Below are 15,258 nucleotides of genomic sequence, written 5' to 3'. Positions count from 1 at the left end.
AGACCTTTTCGTTCAGGGTGGTGCGCTGCGACGGTGGCCGCAGTGTCGATACGAAAGCGTATCGATACGCCAGTGTACCGATACGACCGCGTACCGGTACACTTGAGTTTCGATTGACGTTCGCCACATTGATCACACCGCCCAGCGGGAATGAACCCGGCGGGGCCCGAAAGGGAGAGGAAGAACGATGACGTCGCAGGCCGCGGAGGTGCCGGAGACGGCCACATCGCGCCGCTCCAAGCTCACGCCCGAACGCGAGCAGGAGTTCTTCGACGCCGTCCTCGAACAACTCCGCACGTGCGGGTACGACGCCGTCACCATGGACGGGGTCGCCACGAGCACGCGGTGCAGCAAGTCCACGCTGTACCGGCAGTGGAAGACGAAACCCCAGTTCGTCGCGGCGGCCCTGCGCTCCTGCCGCGAGGTCCGCTTCGCCGGGATCGACACCGGGTCCCTCGCGGGCGACCTGCGCGCCGCGGCCCTCGCCGGCGCCGACGCGGCCGGCAAGGACACCGCCCTCATGCAGGCCCTCGGCCACGCCGCGATCCAGGACCCCGAACTCCGCCAGGCGCTCCGCGAGACGCTGATCGAGCCCGAGGTGGACGCCGTCCGCCAGATCCTCCGCCGAGGCGTCGACCGCGGCGAGATCCCGGCCGACCACCCCGCCCTGGAGTTCGTCCCCGTCCAGCTCTACGGCGTCCTGCGCGTCCGCCCCGTCCTCGACGGTCAGGAAGCCGACCCCGCCTACCTCCTGCGCTTCGTCGAGGCCGCCGTCCTCCCCGCCCTCGGCCTCCCCTAGAACCCAGGCCGGCCGTCCACGGGATGACTGGACACCGGCCTGCCGCGCCGCACCGTGGGGACGGGCGCGGCGCACCACCCCGCCCGGGTGGAGCCCACCTTGAGCGGAGGAGGGCCCCACCCGGGCGGGATTTTTCGTGACGGCGCGGACTCGCGGGGGCGAGGAGGGACGGCCGCACGGAGGCGACGCCGGGATGCGCGGGGGCGGTGACCGTCCGATGGCGTGCCGGAGGCGAGACGGCGGCCGCAGGGGGGCGCATCCGGGTGCGGGGTGGACTGGGCAGGCGGGCGCGGGGTGGACTGGTCAGGCTGTGCGCGCCGGGACGCGCGTCCCCGCCCCTTGAACCTGCCGGGAACGCCCCCGCGGGTCGCGCCCGCTGGAGCACCCCGAGATGTCGCACACCCGCCCGCGCCTCGTGCACCCCAAGCCCGCCTTGCACGAAGCCGCCCCCGATCCGCGTGCTTCACGCCCGCGCCGTCCGGCGCCGGCCCTCGCTCCCCCGATTCCCCGGCTCCGCGCTGTACGAGCCGGCCTGACCCTGCGTGCCCTGCCGGTTCCGCTCCGTCGGCCAGGGGGCCGAGGCTCGTGGGCCGGGGTTCTGGGGTGCGGGTCAGTCCTGCGTGGCCGGAGGACGCACCGTGCGGAGCCGCCTGTGTCCCGGTCCGCGTGCGTCGGCTTCGGCTCGTGCGGGCGGGCCTGCCCCGCTCGTTCGAGGCTCGCGGACGTGGGTTCGCTGCGGCGCGGGGACCGTGTCCGGCGTGGCCGGCACGGTGATGTCCCGCTGGGTGGTGCACCGGCGCGGAGCCGGTGGCAGCAGCCTCGTCGGCTCCGGGCGAAGGCCGGCGGCCCGCACGGTCACACCGTCCGGCGGGACGCCGCCGCTGCCACGGCGCCCCGCGTCCACCCGCCCGGTGGTGGTCAGACGTCGCGGCCGCTCCCGTCCGTGGAAGCCGCCTTGATGCCCGTGGTGATCTGGTCGATGACGGAGATCTTCTGGTCGGCGTCGATGCCGAAGCGCAGGACGACGAAGCGGGTGGCGTCGGCGGGGGAGGGGAAGGCGACGGACTCGACGATGCCGTCGGCGCCCTTGCTGGTGACCGCTTTCCAGCGGACCAGGTACCCCTTCTGACCGGCGACGGTCACGGCCTGGGAGGCGAGGACCTCGTGGGAGGTGATCGCGCCGTAGGTCGTACCGCCGTAGGACTGCTCGGCGTTGGCGGAGATGTCGGCCTTGGCGACCTCCTCGGCGGTCGACCCGCGACTCCCCAGCGCGATCGCGGGCGCCGAGTACACCCCGCCCTTGGTGCAGCTCTGGGATGTGTCCCCGGGGCACGGATACGTCGAGTCGGAGTTCACCTGCGCCCCGACCTGTATCTGCTGCCCTGTCCACCCGGCCGGAATGGGGATGCTGATCCCGTTGATCGGATCGGTGACGGCCCCGCTCTTGACCTCCGGCGCCTCCGACTGCCCCGGCGACGGCGTACCGCCCCCGGAACCCCCGGACCCGCCGGAACCCCCGGACCCACCCGAGCCGCCGCCGTTCCCGCCGAAGGGTCCGCCCTGTCCACCGGGCCCGCCCTGCCCGCCCGGCCCCTGAGCCGTCCCCGGCGTGCCGCCGCCCCCGTCGTCCTTGGTCAGCGCGTACACCCCGGCCCCGATGCTCGCGAGCACGGCGACGGCGGCGGCCACGGCTATCCCCGTCCGCACACGGTTCCTGGACCCGCCCGCCGGCCCGGCGGGATACGGCGGCTGCTCGGGATAGCCGGCCTGCCCAGCGGGGTACACGGGGTACCCCTGAGGAGCCGTCGGATACCCACCGGACAGCACCTCACCCTGAGACGCCCCGTAGTACCCGGGAGCTCCCGTAGTACCCGTAGTACCCGCAGCCCCCGTGTTGCCCGGAGCCTCCGGCGCTTCCTGCGCCCCACTCCCCTCCGTCTCTGTCTCCGTCTCCGTCCCCGCGACCCGGGTCCGTTCCGTCCACGCCCCGCCGTCCCACCACCGCTCGGAGGTAGGACCGTCACTCGTCTGCCCCGGATCCGGGTACCACCCCGGAGGAATCGCCTGCGTCATGCCCCCACCGTATGAGGCGTCGGTGAAAGCCGTATGAGAGGGAACCGGAGGATCCCCCGCGAACCCCCAGCCATGGCCAGAACATGGCGTGATTTCGACGCCCGTCACATCGTCAACCCGACGCCCCGTGCACGGACGTTGACCCGGGACCCCACCCCGCGCAGGCCGCACACCCTCCGCGCCCCCGCCCGCCGTCACCCGGGAGGGGAACGCCTGCCCGGACCACCCCCGAAGACCCCACCGGTACGGCTACGCTCAAGGTTTGTACGTCGTTCGGGCGACTTGGGGAGGTAACGGGATGACGGAGGTACGGCCGCCGGCGGCCACCTCGGCCGCCCTGTGGGAGCGCGAGGCGGAAGTCGGCGTCATCGCCCGAGCGGTGGACCGCCTGCGCGACGAGACGTGTCCCACGGGCCAACTCCTGGTCTTCCGGGGCGAGGCGGGCCTCGGCAAGACGGCGCTGCTCGCGGAGACCCGCCGCGCGGCGGAGGCCGCCGGCTGCACCGTGTGGTCCGCCCGCGCCGGCGAGACCCTGAGGTCGGTCCCCTTCCACGTCGTGCGCCAGCTCCTGCAGCCCGCCCTGCTGGCCCTCCTCCCGGAGGAGGGCCGCGACTACCTGGGCGACTGGTACGACATCGCGGGCCCGGCCCTCGGCATCACGGAACCAGGGCCGCCGCCCGCCGACCCGCAGGGCGTGTACGACGGCCTGGTCGCGGCGGGTCGGCGCCTCGCGAGTCGCTACTACCCCCTGGTCCTGCTGATCGACGACGCGCACTGGGCGGACCAGGAGACCCTGCGCTGGCTCGCCGCGTTCACGGAACGCCTGGCCGCCCTCCCCGTCCTGGTCGTCGTCGCGCACCGCCCCGGCGAGGCCGACCCGGAGAGCGCCGCCCACCTGGACGCCGTCGACGCGCTCGCGGGCGACGGCGTGCGCGGCCTGACCGCCCTCTCCCCGGCGGCCGTCGCGGACCTGACCCGCGCGACCCTGGGCGAGCGCGCGGACGACCCGTTCTGCCGCGAGGTGTGGGCCGTCGCCGCCGGAAACCCGTACTACACGGTCGAACTCCTCGCGAAGGTCGCCGACCGCGACCTGGAACCCACGGAGTCCACGGCGGAGGAGCTGCGCGCCATCAACAAGGCCGCGCACGACGGCGGTTTCGTCGCCCACCTCGAAGGGCTCGGCATCGAGGCGACCCGCTTCGCGTGGGCCGCCGCGATCCTCGGCACCGGCATCTTCGTCGACCACGCGGCCGGCCTGGCGGGCCTCGGCCGCGACAAGGCCCTGCGCTGCGTCGAGGTCCTGCGCACCGCCCGCATCCTCACCGCGCCCGGCCCCGCGGACGACGGCGACCTCGTCTTCGTCCACCCGCTGATCGCGACGGCCGTCTACAGCAACATCCCCGAGTACCTGCGCGGCGCGATGCACGGCGTCGCCGCCAAGGTCGTCCTCGACGCGGGCCGGGGCATCGCCGCCGCGTCCCGTCACCTCATGGAGGTACGCCCCGAGGGCGACGCCGACCTCGTCGAACACCTCCGCGAGGCGGCCCGCGCGCACCTCGCCGTCGGCGCGCCCGACGCGGCCCGCCGCTGCCTGGAACGCGCCCTCGCCGAACCGCCGCTCGCCGGGGTCCGCGCGCAGGTCCTGTACGAACTCGGCTGCGCGAGCCTGCTGACCTCGCCGTCCCAGACGATCGGCCACCTGCGCGGCGCCCTCGAACTCCCGGGCCTCGACGGCGACGTCCGCGTGGACGCCGTGTGCCGGCTCTCGCAGGCGCTGCTGCACAACAACGAGCTGGAGGAGGCCGTCCGCACGGTCCAGACGGAGGCCGCGCTCCACGAGCCGGGGCCCGCGCGGATGCGGCTGACGGCCGTCCAGTTCATGTGGGAACGGCTCCTGCTGGGCGAGGCGTCCGCCCCCGGCAGCTCCCAGCGGCTCGCCGAACTCGCCGGGACCTGCACGGGCCGCGACAACAGCGAGCGCGCGCTGCTCATCCTGCGCGGCTTCGACGCGACGTGCCGGGGCGAGAACGCCGAGGAGATCACCGAACTGTGCGACCGGGCCCTCGTCAACGGCGGCCTCGCGCCCGGCCTCGGCTGGACCGACACCACGTGGGGCATAGAGCTGCCGATGATGCTGGCGTCCGCGTACGCCTACACCGACCGCCTCGACCGGGCCACCACCCTCTTCAACGAGGCCCTGCGCGCCTACACCTCCGCCGGCTGGAGCGGCGGCCACCTCTCCCTCGCCCACGCCTATCTGGGCCTCGGGCTGCGCCGCCGGGGGCGGCTCAAGGAGGCGGAGGAATCCCTGCGTGAATCGTTGCGCCTCGCCGAACGCGTGGGCCGTGGACTGCCGTTGTACTGGTCGGCGATCTGCAACCTCGTCGACGTCCTCCTCGCGCGCGGGCACGTGGACGAGGCCTGGCGCGTCGCCGAGCAGTACGACTTCGCGCCGCCCTACCCGTCGACGATCGTCCTGCCCGACCCCCGCTCGGTCCGGGGCCGCCTCCTGCTGGCCGTGGGCCGCACGGCGGAAGGGGTCAACGAGCTGGAGGAGGCGCAGAAGGCGGCGGCCGCCCGGGGGCACCTCAACCCCGTCATGGTCCCCTGGGCCGTCGATCTCGCCCGCGCCCTGGCCGGCCAGGACCCCGCACGGGCCGCCCAGCTCGCCGCCGAGACCCGCGCCCGCGCGGAGCGCCTCGGCACGGACACGGCGATCGGCGAGGCCCTGCGCTGCGCGGCGGCCCTCGAAACGGGCCAACGCGCCGTCCGCCTCGCCGCCCAGGCGGTCACCTACCTCGAATCCTCCCCCTGCCAGTACGAACACGCCGCCGCCCGCATCGAGTACGGCATCCTGTCCCGCTCGACGTCGGAACTCAGGCGGGGTTTGGACCTGGCGAGGTCGTGCGGGGCGGACGGTTTGGTGCAGCAGGCGGAAGGGGCCTTGGCGGGGATGGAGTGAGACGGCACCCTCTAAACCGGCCGGAACCGAATCTTTTAGGGGCGCGGGGAACTGCGCGACAAGCCACGACGGCGCCGCGCATGCTCACCGGCAGAATCACCCCGTTTCCTCTTCCAGTACCCTCTGCGCCACGGCGAACGCCGCATTCGCCGCCGGCACCCCGCAGTACACGGCCGTCTGCAACAGCACCGCCCCGATCTCCTCGGCCGAGAGCCCGTTCCCGCGCGCGGCACGCACATGCATCGCCAGCTCGTCGAGGTGCCCGTGCGCGACGAGCGCGGTCAGCGTGACGAGACTGCGCTCGCGCCGCGTGAGCGTGGGGTCGGTCCAGATCTCCCCCCACGCGTACCGGGAGATGAAGTCCTGGAACCGCGCGGTGAACGCCGACTGCCGCGCCTGCGCCCGGTCGACGTGCGCGTCCCCCAGCACCTGACGCCGCACCGCCATCCCGAGCGAGGCCCCGCCCCCGAGGTGCGCGCGCAGCGCACCCAGCACGGCCTCGGGACACTGCGCGGGCGCGAGATGCGCGGCCCCCGGCAGTTCGACGAGCGCGGCCCTGGGCACGGCGTCGGCGATCTCCCGCAGGTGCGCGGGAGGCGTCGCCGGGTCCTCGCGCCCGGCGATCGCCAGCGTCCGCGCGCGGATCTCCCCGAGCCGGCCGCGCACGTCGAACGAGGCGAGCGCGTCACAACAGGCCGCGTACGCGCCGGGATCGGTGGCGGCGAGGTCGGCCAGCAGCCCCGGCTCCCGGAACTCCCCGGCGAACCACCGCCCGGCGGTGGGCTCCAGCAGCCACCCCATCCCCTCCCGCCGCACCCGCGCGGCCCGTTCCTCCCACGGCCCGGCCCCGCCGAAGTGCGCCGAGGAGCAGATCACGGCCAGCGACTCGACCCGCTCGGGCCACCGCAGCGCCAGCTCCATCCCGACGGCCCCGCCGATCGACACCCCGGCGTACGCGAACCGCTCGATGCCCAGCGAGTCCGCGAGCCGCACGACCAGCTCGGCGAGGTCGGCCATCGTCGCCCCGGCCCGGATCAGCTCCGCCGCCGACCCGCCGTGCCCCGGCAGCTCCCACCGCACCACCCGGCGCGTCACCGACAGCTCGGGCGCGACCTTGTCCCACAGCGCGGACGACGTCCCCACCGACGGCCCCAGCAGCAGCGGCGGCGCGGACGTCGGGCCCTCGGCACGGTGGTCGATCAGCTTCTCGGTCAACGTCGCTCCAGAGCACGGTCGGTGAGGACACCGGCGAGGCCGGTGTAGCGGGCGGGGTCGGTCAGCTCGGCGAGGTCGAGGCCCTTCGACTCGGGTTCACCGGCGAGGAGTTCGGCGAGCGGGCGGCCCTCGGCGTAGGTCCGCCGCGCGAGCGAGGTCAGCAGCTCCTTGGCCCGCGCCCGCCCCACGGCGTCCGACAGCTCGGCGGCCAGCCGCTCCGACACGATCAACCCGTGCGTGAGACCGAGGTGTTCGCGCATCGCCTCGGGGAACACCCGCAGGTTCCCGGTGAGTTCGACGGCGTCCCGGGCGGCCCCGCCGACCAGCCGCAGCAGGTCCCGCAGCGGCTCCCACTCGGCGTGCCAGGCCCCGGCGGGCCGCTCGTCCTCGGCGACCAGCGCCCCGTACAGCGTCGCCGCGAGCTGCGGGGCGCGCCGGGCGGCGGCGAGGACGAGCGTGGCGCGCACGGGGTTCGCCTTGTGCGGCATCGCGGACGACCCGCCCCCGCTGCCCTCGGCGACCTCCCCGACCTCGGTCCGCGCCAGCGCCAGCACATCGACGGCGACCTTCCCGAGCGCCCCCGCCGCGAACGCCAGCCCGCCGGAGAGGTCCGCGACCGGCGTCCGCAGCACATGCCACGGCAACTCCGGCTCCCGCAGCCCCAGTTCGGCGGCGAACACCCCCGGCAGCGCGCCCGCGTCACCGGCGCCGTACACGGTGAAGGCGGCCAGCGTCCCGGCGGCGCCGCCGAGCTGGGCGGGCAGCGAGCGGCGGACGGCGCTCAGCCGGTCGCGGGCGTCCAGGACCAGAGAGCGCCAGCCGGCGGCCTTCAGGCCGAACGTCGTCGGGACGGCGTGCTGGGTGAGCGTGCGCCCCGGCAGCGCGGTGTCGCGGTGGGCGGCGGCGAGGCCGGCGAGCGCGTGCTGGACGCGGTCGAGGTCGTCGAGGACCAGGTCGAGGGCGCGGGCCGCGACCAGCATCGCGGCCGTGTCCAGGATGTCCTGGCTGGTGGCGCCCCGGTGCACGTACGGCCCGTGCACGGGGCCGACGGCCTCGGTGAGGTCGGCGACCAGCGGGATCACCGGGTTGCCGCCCGCGCGGGCGCGCTCCGCGAGCGCGTGGACGTCGAACCGGGCGGGGTCGGCGGCCTCGGTGACCGCCCGCGCGGCCTCGGCCGGGGCGAGGCCCAGCGCGGCCTGCGCCCGGGTCAGCGCGGCCTCCGCGTCGAGCATCGCCCGCAGGTACGCGGCGTCGTCCGTCGCACCGGCGGCGGGGGAGCCGGTCCAGCCGGGGGCGAGGAGGCCGCCGTCGCTCACCGGAACTCCAGGAAGACCGTCTCGCCCTCGCCCTGGAGGCGGACGTCGAACCGGTAGGCGCCCGGCCCGTCCTCGGCGGCGACCAGCGTGGCGCGCCGGTCGGGCGAAAGGCGCGTCAGCAGCGGGTCGGTGGCGTGCGCGGGCGCGTCGTCCGGCAGGTAGATCCGCGTGTAGAGGTGCACCAGCAGTCCGCGCGCGAACACGCACACGCTCAGGTAGGGGGCGCTCGCCCCGCGCGCGGCGGGCCTGAGGGTCCGCGCCGACCAGTGCCCGTTGGTGTCGGTCTGGATCCGGCCCCAGCCGGTGAACTCGACGCCGTTGCGCCCGAGGAACCCGCCGGTCGCCGGGTCCCTGCGCATCGATCCGTCGGTCCGCGCCACCTCGCCGTCGGGGCCCGCGCCCCACACTTCGAGCAGGGCGTCCGGCAGCGGACGGCCCTCGCCGTCGTACACGTACCCCTGGATGGTGATCGCCTGCGGGTGGCCCACGGGCGCGATGTCCCCGCCGCCGGGGAACGGCAGCGCGTGCCCGTAGAACGGGCCCACCGTGTGCGACGGCGTCGGCAGCACGGTCTCCGGGCGGCTCGTGTCGATCCTGGTCATCAGCGCCCCTCCTCCATCCAGGTGGCCCGCGGGCCGTCCAGCACGATGTCCCAGCGGTAGCCCATCGAGAACTCGGGCACCGACAGGTCGTGGTCGTACGTCGCCACCAGGCGCTGGCGCGCCGCGTCGTCCGTGACCGACTGGATGATCGGGTCGTACGGGAACAGCGGGTCGGCCGGGAAGTACATCTGCGTCACGAGCCGCTGCGTGAACGCGCTCCCGAACAGCGAGAAGTGGATGTGCGCGGGCCGCCACGCGTTCACGTGCTGGCGCCACGGGTAGGGGCCCGGCTGGATCGTCGTGAACGTGTAGTGGCCGTCCCTGTCGGTGAGGGTCCGGCCGACGCCCGTGAAGTTCGGGTCCAGCGGGGCGTCGTGCTGCTCGCGCTGGTGCGCGTACCGGCCGGCGGAGTTGGCCTGCCAGATCTCGACGAGCTGCCCCCGCAGGGGTTTCCCGGCGCGGTCCAGGACCCGCCCGGAGACCGTGATCCGCTCGCCGACCGGCTCCCCGTGGTGCTGCCGGGTCAGGTCGTTGTCGATCTCGGTGATGTCCCGCTCGCCGAACGCGGGGGAGCACAGCTCCACCAGCTCGGGGTCCTTGCCGGTGTCGATGGCGACGAGGGGCTGCTTGGGGTGGCGCAGGACGGAGGAGCGGTAGGGCGCGTAGTCGCGGCGCGGGTGGTGCTCGACGGGCGCTCCGCCGGCGAGCCGCTTCTCGTAGGCGTCGCGCTCGGCGGCTATTTCGAGGTCGATGTCGTGCTGGGTGAGAGTCATGGTTCCTTTCCTCCTCGGGGACCGGACGCTGAAGGGCGTATGGCCGGCCTACCGTTCGAGCACCAGCGCCAGCCCCTGTCCGACGCCGATGCAGAGCGTGGCGACCCCCACCCCGGCGCCCCTGCGGGCCAGTTGATGCGCCACCGTCCCCGCGAGCCGCGCCCCGGACGCGCCCAGCGGATGCCCGAGCGCGATGGCCCCGCCCTGCGGGTTGAGCACCGTAGGATCGAACTCGGGCCATTCCGCGACGCATCCGAGCACCTGCGCGGCGAACGCCTCGTTCAGCTCCAGGACGTCGAGGTCCCCGAACCCCTTGCCGGCCTTGCCCAGCGCCCGCTGGACCGCCTCCACGGGCGCCAGCCCGAAGTACTGGGGCTCGATCCCGGCGACCCCCACGGCCGAGACCCGCGCGAGGGGTTCCCGCCCGCTGCGCCGCAGCCCCTCCTCGTCGACCAGCAGCAGCGCCGCCGCCCCGTCGTTCAGCGGCGACGCGTTGCCCGCCGTGACCGTCCCGCCCTCCGTCCGGAACGACGGCTTCAGCCTGCCCATGGCGGCGAGGGAGGTGTCGGGGCGCACGCACTCGTCCGCGTCGAAGTCGACCGCCTCACCCTTGCGCTGCGGGATCGGCACCGGCGCCAGCTCGGCGTCGAACAGGCCCTGTTCCCGGGCGGCGGTCGCCTTGCGGTGTGAGGCCAGCGCGAACTCGTCCTGCTGCTCGCGCCCGATCTTGTGCTTGTCGGCGATGAGTTCGGCGGACTCCCCGAGCGGGATCGTCCACTGCGGATCCATCCTCGGGTTGACCATCCGCCATCCCAGGGTGGTCGAGTACAGCTCGGCGTGCCCGGCCGGGAACGCCTTGTCGCTCTTCGGCAGCACGTACGGCGCCCGCGTCATGGACTCGACGCCGCCCGCGACAACGACGGACGCGTCCCCGACGGCGATGGCGCGCGCCCCCTGGATCACCGCCTCCAGCCCGGACCCGCACAGCCGGTTGACGCTCACCCCGGGCACGGACGGGGGCAGCCCGGCCAGCAGCGCGGCCATCCGCCCGACGTTGCGGTTGTCCTCGCCCGCGCCGTTGGCGTTGCCGAGGTACACGTCGTCCACGAGCGCCGGATCCAGCTCAGGGCTGCGCGCGAGGAGCGCGCGGATCGCGTGCGCGGCGAGGTCGTCGGGCCGCACGCCCGCGAGAGCGCCGTTGTAGCGCCCGAACGGCGTACGGACCGCGTCGACGATGTAGACGTCCTTCATGCCAGCCCCTCCAGCACAGTCACTTTCGCCTCGGTCTTCGCCACGATCTCCTCCGCGCTCACCCCGGGAGCCGTCTCGACGAGCACCAGCCCGTCCCCGGTGACGTCCAGCACGCCCAGGTCCGTGACGATCCGGTCCACGCACCCCTTGCCGGTCAGCGGCAGCGCGCACTCGGTGAGGATCTTCGGCGAGCCGTCCTTCGCGGTGTGCGCCATCACGACGATGACGGTCCGCGCGCCGTGGACCAGGTCCATGGCCCCGCCGATCCCGGTGACCAGCTTCCCGGGGATGGCCCAGTTGGCGAGGTCACCGCGCTCGGAGACCTGCATCGCGCCGAGGACGGCGACGTCGATGTGCCCGCCCCGGATCATCCCGAAGGACAGCGCGGAGTCGAAGAAACTCGCCCCCGGCAGGACCGTGACGGTCTCCTTGCCCGCGTTGATCAGATCGGGGTCGACGGCGTCCTCCGCCGGGTAGGGGCCGGTGCCCAGGATGCCGTTCTCGCTCTCCAGGACCACCTCGACGCCCGGCGGGAGGTGGTTGGGGATGAGCGTCGGCAGGCCGATGCCGAGGTTGACGTACTGGCCGTCGCGCAGCTCGCGCGCGGCACGGGCGGCCATCTCCTCGCGTGTCCAGGCCATCAGCTGCTCACCGTCCGCTGCTCGATCTTCTTGTCGGCGGCCTGCTCGGGCGTCAGCGCGACCACGCGCTGCACGAAGATCCCCGGCAGGTGGACCGCGTCGGGCTCGATCTCGCCGGGTTCCACGAGCTGTTCGACCTCGGCGATCGTCACCCGGCCGGCCATCGCCGCGAGGGGGTTGAAGTTGCGGGCCGACTTGTTGAAGATGAGGTTGCCGTGCCGGTCGCCCTTCGCGGCGCGCACCAGCGCGAAGTCGGTGCGGATGCCGCGCTCCAGGACGTACTCGGTGCCGTCGAACTCGCGCACCTCCTTCGGCGGGGAGGCGAGCGCGACACCGCCCTGGCCGTCGTACCGCCAGGGCAGGCCGCCCTCGGCGACCTGGGTGCCCACTCCGGCGGGCGTGTAGAAGGCGGGGATACCGGCGCCGCCCGCGCGCAGCCGCTCGGCCAGCGTGCCCTGCGGGATCAGCTCGACCTCCAGCTCACCGGCCAGGTACTGGCGGGCGAACTCCTTGTTGGCGCCGATGTAGGAGCCGGTCACGCGGGCGATGCGCCCGGCCGCGAGGAGGACCGCGAGCCCGCTCTCCATCGCCCCGCAGTTGTTGGAGACCACCGAGAGCCCGCCCGATCCGCGCGCGAACAGCGCCTCGATCAGCACGGTCGGCACACCGCTCAGTCCGAACCCGCCCACCGCGAGCGACGCGCCGTCCGGCACATCGGCCACCGCCTCCCGGGCCGTGGCGACCACCTTGTCCATCCGTCGAGCCCCATCTCTCCAATTGCTCAGCACACTGAGCATTTCAGCGAGGATGTCCTCACGCTCCCACCGTGACGGCCGACCGTCAAGACCCTTGCATTGAAGCAGGTCACGTGTGTGCGCAGAGTAAAGACAGGGTGCGGGCCCTGCGGGTATCGTTCAGTGCACCAACGAATTCGACGAGGGGAGTGACCATGGGCGCCGTGGACCTCACCACCCACCCCGGGCACCTGGCCCGGCGGCTCCAGCAGGCGCACTACCTGCTGTGGAACACGATGGTCTCGGAGGAGACCACCTCCCCGCAGTTCGCCGTCCTCAACGCGCTCGTCGCCGAACCGGGACTCGACCAGCGCACCGTGGGGGAGCGGGTGGGCCTCGACCGGTCCACGATCGCCGAGGTGATCAGCCGCCTCGGCAAACGCGGCCTGATCGACAAGGTCCGTGATCCGCAGGACGGCCGCCGCTGGCTGCTGCGGCTCACCGAGGACGGCGTCCGCGTCCACCGCAAGCTGACCGTGCGCACCGCGCGCATGAACCAGGTCTTCCTCGCGCCCCTGACGGTCGCCGAACAGGCCGTGTTCTTCGCCCTCGTCCAGAAGCTCGCCGACGCGGCGGAGGAACTGCGCAACCCCGGCGAGCCCGCCTACGCGCCCGAGGTCCACTGACCCCTCACGACGCCCGCGCGAGCACCACCCACACCTGCCCCGGCGCGAAGTCCACCCGCCGCCCGTCGCGCGTGCGAAACCGCGTCCCGTCCGCCGCCCGCGCCCGCTCCCACACCACGTCGTACGCCCGGCCGCCCCGCAACACGCTCGCCCGCCCCGAACCGACCGTCTGTGGATACGGCGTGTGATTGCCGAGCACGTCACGGAACCGGCTCTTGCGGACCTTCACGTACTGCACGACGACCGTCGCCGGAGCCACCGTCCGCGCCGCCCTGCCGTCCATCGCGACCAGCCAGCGCCCCCGCGCCGCCGACCAGGTGAACGTGAACCGGGCCGCCGGATAGCGCACCGTCCGCGAGACCGTCGCCCGCCCGCCCGAGGGCGCAGGCCCGAACCGGAACCCGGTCGCCTCCAGCGCGCCGGCCCCCGGCGCCGCGCGCACCAGCCGCCGGGGCCGCAGGTAGAGGTTGTGCGGCGCCCGCTTCGAACGGCCCCGGTAGTACGCCCCGGACACCTCGCCGGGCTCGACCGCCCGCAGCGGCGCCCGGTCGATCAGCGGGTGCAGCTTGCGCTGGGCGCCCGAGAACGCGAGCACCGGGCGGTCGAACTGGCGCAGCAGCTCCAGATCCGACTGGCGCGCGCTGCGCACCGGTCCGACCGCCGGGGGCAGCTTCGTCGCGTACACCGCCATCAGCCGGCTCATCCCGCCCTCCACCGGCTCGACGTACACGACGTCCGCCGCGCCCAGGCCCGTGTGGGGGCGGGCCGCACGCGCGTTGTCGATCTTCACGGCGAGGACCGGGCCGGTACGCGCGCGGGGCTTCAGGGAGCCGTTGACGGAATCGTCGCCGCCCGCGCGCGGGGTGGTCGCGCAGCCCGCGACCAGGGCCGCCGTGAGGGCCGTCGCGAGCAGGGCGGCGGCGGTGCGTGTACGGGTCGGGGGTGTACCTGTCGCGGGGCTCGTTCGTTTCGGGTTCGATCGGGTGATGTTCACGGATGCCACCAGTTCGTCTCCCTCATAGGGGCGCTGAATCGGTCGCTTGGTGCCATACCCGATCAAAAGCGATCGCGCTCGCTCTGTTACTCCGTCCGGGTCGTCCCCAGGATCTCCCCGAGGTCGTACCCCACCGGCTCCTCCAGCTGCGCGTACGTGCAGCTCTCCGGTGTCCGGTCCGGGCGCCAGCGCCGGAAGCGGGCCGTGTGGCGGAAGCGGACGCCGTTCTCCATGTGGTCGTACGCCACCTCCGCGACCCGCTCGGGCCGCACCGGCACCCACGAGAGGTCCTTCTTGCCCGACCAGCGGCTCGGCGCCCCCGGCAGCCGCGCCGACTCGTGCGCGGCGGCGTCCCCCCAGGCCGCCCACGGATGCCCCGAGACCTCGGCCATCCGCAGCGGCTCCAGCTCCGCCACCAGCTCCGCGCGCCGCGCCATCGTGAACGACGCCGACACCCCCACGTGCTGGAGCGTGCCCGCGTCGTCGTACAGCCCCAGCAGCAGCGAACCCACCACCGGACCGCTCTTGTGGAACCGGTACCCGGCGACGACCGCGTCGGCCGTCCGCTCGTGCTTGACCTTGACCATCGCGCGCTCGTCCTGGAGATAGGGCAGCGTGAGCGGCTTGGCGATCACACCGTCCAGCCCCGCGCCCTCGTACTGCTCGAACCAGCGCGCGGCGACGGCCGTGTCCCGCGTCGCCGGCGCCAGATGGACCGGCGCGGCCACCCCGTCCAGCGCGCGCTCCAGCAGGGCGCGCCGGTCGCCGAGCGGGACGTCCAGGAGGGCCGTGTCGGCGAGGGCGAGCAGGTCGAACGCGACGAACGACGCCGGGGTGCGCTCGGCGAGGGTGCGCACCCGGGAGTCCGCCGGGTGGATCCGCTCGGTCAGCGCGTCGAAGTCCAGGCGCCCGCCCCGTGCGATCACGATCTCCCCGTCCAGCACGCACCGCTTCGGCAGCCGCTCCCTCAGCGCCGCCACCAGTTCGGGAAAGTACCTGGTCAGCGGCTTCGTCGTCCGGCTGCCCAGCTCCACCTGGTCCCCGTCGCGGAACACGATCGCCCGGAACCCGTCCCACTTCGCCTCGTACTGCATGCCCGGCGGGATCCTCGCCGCCGACTTGGCGAGCATGGGCTTCACGGGCGGCATCACCGGCAGATCCATGGCAGAAGTCTGACCCGTGATGTTCTGAAATGCCTGATATGCGAGGTTC

The 15,258-nt window shown here is 74.0% G+C and carries 13 protein-coding genes; 3 read left to right on the top strand and 10 right to left on the bottom strand.

Going from position 1 to position 15,258, the window contains the following annotated elements; translation table 11 throughout:
- Positions 1-187 precede the first annotated feature (187 nt).
- Complete coding sequence (locus tag IAG44_RS06470; RefSeq protein ID WP_187746159.1) at positions 188-799, top strand: TetR/AcrR family transcriptional regulator; 612 nt, start codon at positions 188-190, stop codon at positions 797-799.
- 918 nt (positions 800-1,717) lie between these two features.
- On the opposite strand, the gene IAG44_RS06465 is transcribed toward IAG44_RS06470, so the two are convergent.
- Positions 1,718-2,872 carry a DUF2510 domain-containing protein gene (locus tag IAG44_RS06465; RefSeq protein ID WP_187746158.1) on the bottom strand — a complete coding sequence of 385 codons (1,155 nt, stop codon included), beginning with the start codon at positions 2,870-2,872 and terminating at the stop codon, positions 1,718-1,720.
- Positions 2,873-3,170: 298 nt separating this feature from the next.
- Between IAG44_RS06465 and IAG44_RS06460 the strand changes: the two genes are divergently transcribed.
- A complete protein-coding gene (locus IAG44_RS06460) occupies positions 3,171-5,834 on the top strand; it encodes an ATP-binding protein (RefSeq protein ID WP_187746157.1) in 2,664 nt (887 codons plus the stop codon).
- A 96-nt stretch (positions 5,835-5,930) separates the two neighbouring features.
- Here the strand turns inward: IAG44_RS06460 and pcaDC are convergent, their stop codons facing one another.
- The 7 genes from pcaDC to IAG44_RS06425 are packed head-to-tail and all read right to left on the bottom strand — an operon-like array spanning position 5,931 to position 12,387.
- Positions 5,931-7,049 carry a bifunctional 3-oxoadipate enol-lactonase/4-carboxymuconolactone decarboxylase PcaDC gene (pcaDC, locus tag IAG44_RS06455; RefSeq protein WP_187746156.1) on the bottom strand — a complete coding sequence of 373 codons (1,119 nt, stop codon included), beginning with the start codon at positions 7,047-7,049 and terminating at the stop codon, positions 5,931-5,933.
- Entirely contained in the window at positions 7,046-8,365 is a 1,320-nt protein-coding gene (gene pcaB, locus IAG44_RS06450) for a 3-carboxy-cis,cis-muconate cycloisomerase (RefSeq protein WP_187746155.1), read from the bottom strand. Before pcaB ends, pcaDC begins: the two co-directional genes overlap by 4 nt.
- Positions 8,362-8,967, bottom strand: coding sequence for a protocatechuate 3,4-dioxygenase subunit alpha (gene pcaG, locus IAG44_RS06445; RefSeq protein WP_187746154.1), 606 nt, complete (start codon positions 8,965-8,967; stop codon positions 8,362-8,364). Before pcaG ends, pcaB begins: the two co-directional genes overlap by 4 nt.
- Positions 8,967-9,740: a protocatechuate 3,4-dioxygenase subunit beta gene (pcaH, locus tag IAG44_RS06440; protein ID WP_187746153.1), complete on the bottom strand. Its 774-nt coding sequence runs from the start codon at positions 9,738-9,740 to the stop codon at positions 8,967-8,969. The genes pcaG and pcaH overlap by 1 nt, the downstream gene beginning before the upstream one ends.
- Positions 9,741-9,788: 48 nt before the next feature.
- Positions 9,789-10,991: a thiolase family protein gene (locus tag IAG44_RS06435; RefSeq protein WP_187746152.1), complete on the bottom strand. Its 1,203-nt coding sequence runs from the start codon at positions 10,989-10,991 to the stop codon at positions 9,789-9,791.
- Positions 10,988-11,632: a CoA transferase subunit B gene (locus IAG44_RS06430; RefSeq protein ID WP_187746151.1), complete on the bottom strand. Its 645-nt coding sequence runs from the start codon at positions 11,630-11,632 to the stop codon at positions 10,988-10,990. The genes IAG44_RS06435 and IAG44_RS06430 overlap by 4 nt, the downstream gene beginning before the upstream one ends.
- Positions 11,632-12,387, bottom strand: coding sequence for a CoA transferase subunit A (locus IAG44_RS06425; protein ID WP_187746150.1), 756 nt, complete (start codon positions 12,385-12,387; stop codon positions 11,632-11,634). Before IAG44_RS06425 ends, IAG44_RS06430 begins: the two co-directional genes overlap by 1 nt.
- 194 nt (positions 12,388-12,581) lie before the next feature.
- Here IAG44_RS06425 and IAG44_RS06420 point away from each other — a divergent pair, with 194 nt between their 5' ends.
- A complete protein-coding gene (locus tag IAG44_RS06420; protein WP_187746149.1) occupies positions 12,582-13,052 on the top strand; it encodes a MarR family winged helix-turn-helix transcriptional regulator in 471 nt (156 codons plus the stop codon).
- A 4-nt stretch (positions 13,053-13,056) separates the two neighbouring features.
- Here IAG44_RS06420 and IAG44_RS06415 read toward each other — a convergent pair whose 3' ends face one another.
- Positions 13,057-14,055: a DUF3048 domain-containing protein gene (locus IAG44_RS06415; RefSeq protein ID WP_425508424.1), complete on the bottom strand. Its 999-nt coding sequence runs from the start codon at positions 14,053-14,055 to the stop codon at positions 13,057-13,059.
- A 77-nt stretch (positions 14,056-14,132) separates the two neighbouring features.
- Complete coding sequence (locus IAG44_RS06410) at positions 14,133-15,209, bottom strand: ATP-dependent DNA ligase (protein WP_187746148.1); 1,077 nt, start codon at positions 15,207-15,209, stop codon at positions 14,133-14,135.
- Positions 15,210-15,258: the final 49 nt, after the last annotated feature.

This window comes from Streptomyces roseirectus (genome assembly GCF_014489635.1).
In the GTDB taxonomy this organism is placed as follows: domain Bacteria; phylum Actinomycetota; class Actinomycetes; order Streptomycetales; family Streptomycetaceae; genus Streptomyces; species Streptomyces roseirectus.
This window is presented reverse-complemented; position numbering and strand designations above follow the sequence as displayed.